The organism is uncultured Actinomyces sp. (assembly GCF_963526355.1).
GTDB lineage: Bacteria > Actinomycetota > Actinomycetes > Actinomycetales > Actinomycetaceae > Actinomyces.
The window spans coordinates 1-3,359 of sequence record NZ_CAUROW010000156.1; the positions used below are offsets into that span (position 1 = coordinate 1).

2 protein-coding genes are annotated in these 3,359 nt (G+C 70.5%); one reads left to right on the forward strand and one right to left on the reverse strand.

Annotation, left to right across the window (positions count from 1 at the left end):
• Positions 1-2,408, forward strand: a 2,408-nt coding sequence (locus tag RWR81_RS13050) for a DUF3320 domain-containing protein (protein ID WP_314458148.1), incomplete at its 5' end; no start/stop codon positions are given.
• A 123-nt stretch (positions 2,409-2,531) separates the two neighbouring features.
• On the opposite strand, the gene RWR81_RS13055 is transcribed toward RWR81_RS13050, so the two are convergent.
• Positions 2,532-3,359 (reverse strand): alpha/beta hydrolase (locus RWR81_RS13055; RefSeq protein WP_314458149.1); only part of this gene is annotated, 828 nt, incomplete at its 5' end.

Here is a 3,359-nt window from a genome sequence, read left to right on the forward strand (position 1 = left end):
GCACCGAGCTCGACGCCTACCGCCGCGGCCTGTACGAGCCGGCACCGGGCGGCCCGTCCTACAGCGGGGCCCGAGAGGTACTCGCCCAGCTCCGGGAGGCCGGAGACTCGGCCGACTCTGCGGGCTCTGCCGCCGTCCAGGCCCGTACCGTCCTGGAGGAGCGGGCCCGCGCCACCGGCCTGGACGGCTTCGACGCCGCCGCCCACAACCGGCTCATCGAGCGCTACCGCAGCGCCCTGGACGAGCTGCGGGCGGCCCTGACACCCGAGCTGCTCGACGTCGTCCTGGCCCACCGAGACCGAGTCCTGCAGGGAGCCGCCGCCCGTGCCGAGGCGCTGCGCAACGAGCTCAACCGCCGTCGCAGCGTCATGAGCGTGCGCGAGCTGATGGACACCTACGGCGACCTCATCACCGCTCTGACACCCTGCCTGCTCGTCTCGCCCGACTCGGTGGCGCGGTTCTTCCCGGCAGACCGCCACTACGTGGACATCGTCGTCTTCGACGAGGCCTCCCAGATCCGGGTTCCCGACGCCGTGGGCGCCATGGGGCGCGGCCGCAGCGTGATCGTGGTCGGTGACCCCAAGCAGATGCCGCCCACCCCCGGAGCCGGCGAGACACGAGGGGAGCAGGCGTCCGAGGTCGACTCCATCCTCACCCGTTGCCTGGACAGCGGCCTGCTCCAGCGCCGCCTCACCTGGCACTACCGCAGTCGGGACGAGTCCCTTGTCGCCTTCTCCAATCGCCACTACTACGGCGGCCGGCTGCACACCTTCCCCAGTCCGCTCACGACTGCCACCGGGGCCGACGACGGGCCCGGCGGTCACGGCATCTCGCTGCGACGGGTCCGCGGCCGCTACTTCCGGCCCGAGGACCGCGCCCGCCACCCCGGTGCTTCCTTGAACACCAATCCGCTCGAGGCCACACTCGTGGTGGAGGAGGTGCTTCGGCACGTCGAGGCCTCCCCCGAGCGCCTGCCCTCGCTGGGCGTCATCACCTTCAACGACAGGCAGCGAGACCTCATCGAGAACAGGCTGCGTGAGGTCGCCTCGCCCCGGGTCATCGAGGCACTCGGCGCCCGTGACGGCCTGTTCGTCAGGAATCTGGAGAACGTCCAGGGTGAGGAGCGCGACACGATCCTGTTCTCAGCGACCTTCGCCGCCAACGCCCAGGGCGATCTGCCGCTGAACTTCGGGGTGCTCAACCACGCCGGTGGCGAACGTCGCCTCAACGTGGCCATCACCCGGGCCCGCCGGCAGATCATCGTCTTCACCAGCTTCGACCCCCAGGACCTGCACGCCGAGCGCACGGCCCACCGAGGAGTCAAGGACCTGCGCGCCTACCTCCACCAGGCCGCCGAGGGACGGGCCCCGCGGGCCCTGCCGGCCTCGCAGAGCATGCTCAGTTGGCACCGCCGTGAGATCGCCGGAGCGCTGGAGGCGGCCGGGCTCACGGTCCGCACCGGCGTCGGCCACTCCGCCTTCGAGATCGACCTCGTCCTGGCGCGCGCCGACCAGCCAGACCGCCCCGCCGTGGCCGTCCTGCTCGACGGGCCGCAGTGGAACAAGCGGGAGGGCGTCGTCGACCGCGACCTGCTGCCGGTCGACGTCCTGCGCACCATGGGCTGGCGACGGGTCGAGCGGGTCTGGACGCCCGAGTGGCTGGCGGACCCGCAGGCCGTCGTCGCCCGGCTCGTCAAGGCTGCCGGTGGCCACTGGGTGCCGCCGACGCCGTCGACCACAGTGCTCGAATCGGAGCGTCCCGGTCGGGCCGAGGAGTCCGAGCCGCTCGCCGACGACGATGCTCGGACCGCAGTCCAGGACTCCGCCGATGCGGGTGGCGGCGATGCGTTGTCGCTTGCCCCCGGCCCGCGGGCCCCGGGGGAGGAGTACACCGCCTGGAGCCCGGCGGGCGTGCGCCCCCTGGAGATCCTTGACCGAGCCGGTACTGATCCAGAGGCCAAGAAGGTGCTCGTCGAGGTCGCCACCGCCATCTGCCAGGTCGAGGCCCCGATCTCGCGGCGCCGGCTCTACGTCAAGATCTCCCGTGCCTTCGGACTGTCGCGAACCGTCAAGTCGCGCGAGGAGTCGATCAGGGCGGCCCTGGGGGAGGCCTTCGCCTACTTCGACGAGGACGGCTTCGTGTGGGCCTGCCGGGACGACGCGCTCGCGGCCCCGACCTACCGTCGCAACGCGCTGGACCACGTGGACTCCATCGAGGAGATCCATCCCCGAGAACTGGTGGGGCTCATGGCTCAGGCGCGTGCCAGGAACCCGGAGTGGGTCTCCCGGGAGGACCTGTTCACATGGGCGCTCAAGCGTCTGAGCGCGAGGAAGCGCAGCCTCGGTGCGCGAGGGGTCTCGGCTGCCCTCACCAGGGCGCTCAAGGAGGCTGAGCGGGAGCAGCCGTAGCCCTGGCGTCTCCCTCGACGCCGTCGGTCCCGGTTTCCGGCGTCGCGTTCGTACCTTACGGCTTCAGTTCGAGGGGTAGAGGGTGCGAGCGCGCGACCTACCCTACGAACGCGTGGAACTGCCTCAGGCGGGCTCGGCGAACACCCGCCGCACCTCGTCGTTGAAGAGCTCATTCTCCGTCTGCCAGGGGTTGTGGGCCGAGTGCTCGAAGTAGACCAGCGACTTGCTCGGCGCGCTGAGCCGCGCGTAGTAGTCCTCGGCCAGGCCGGCGGGCGCGTTGTAGTCGTAGCGGCCGTGGAAGATGTGGATCGGGATCTGCTGCTCGGCCGCGCTCTGGCGGAGGTCGATCGGGTAGAGGTCGGCGTAGAACGTGTCGAGCACCCTGAGCAGCCCCCAGAAGAAGCGCACCTTGTCGAGCAGGCCGTACTCGACGCCGTAGACGCCGTCCATCGTGGAGAAGACCGCGCTGTGGAGCTGGCCGGAGCGCGCCGACAGGCCGTTCAAGGGGGAGAGGAAGGCTGCCGTTTTCAACGCGGTGCCCGACTCGTAGGGGGGCGGCCCCTGTTTCTCGAGTTGGCCGACGAGCTTCTGGTTCCCACTCGCCCGGGCGTCGTCGAGTGCAGTCTGGTAGTCGATCCGGTCGGTCTCCAGGAAGTCGACCATCTGCCCGGTGCCGATGAAGGCCCGATAGTGCTCCGGGTGGTCGCGCGCCATCATGAGCCCCAGTGCCGAACCCCAGGACTCGCCCATGAGGTAGATGCGGTCCTGGCCGAACTCGCTCCTCAGCAGGTCGGTGACGGCCGCGCCGTCGGAGAGGTAGGTGTCCAGGGTGATGTCCTCCGGGCTGATCGCGCTGTAGGACTTCGCCGCCCCCGGCTGCTCCCAGGTGACGACGACGTAGTCGCGCTCCAGGTCGGCGAAACAGTGGCGGGCGGTCACCAGCTGTGAGCC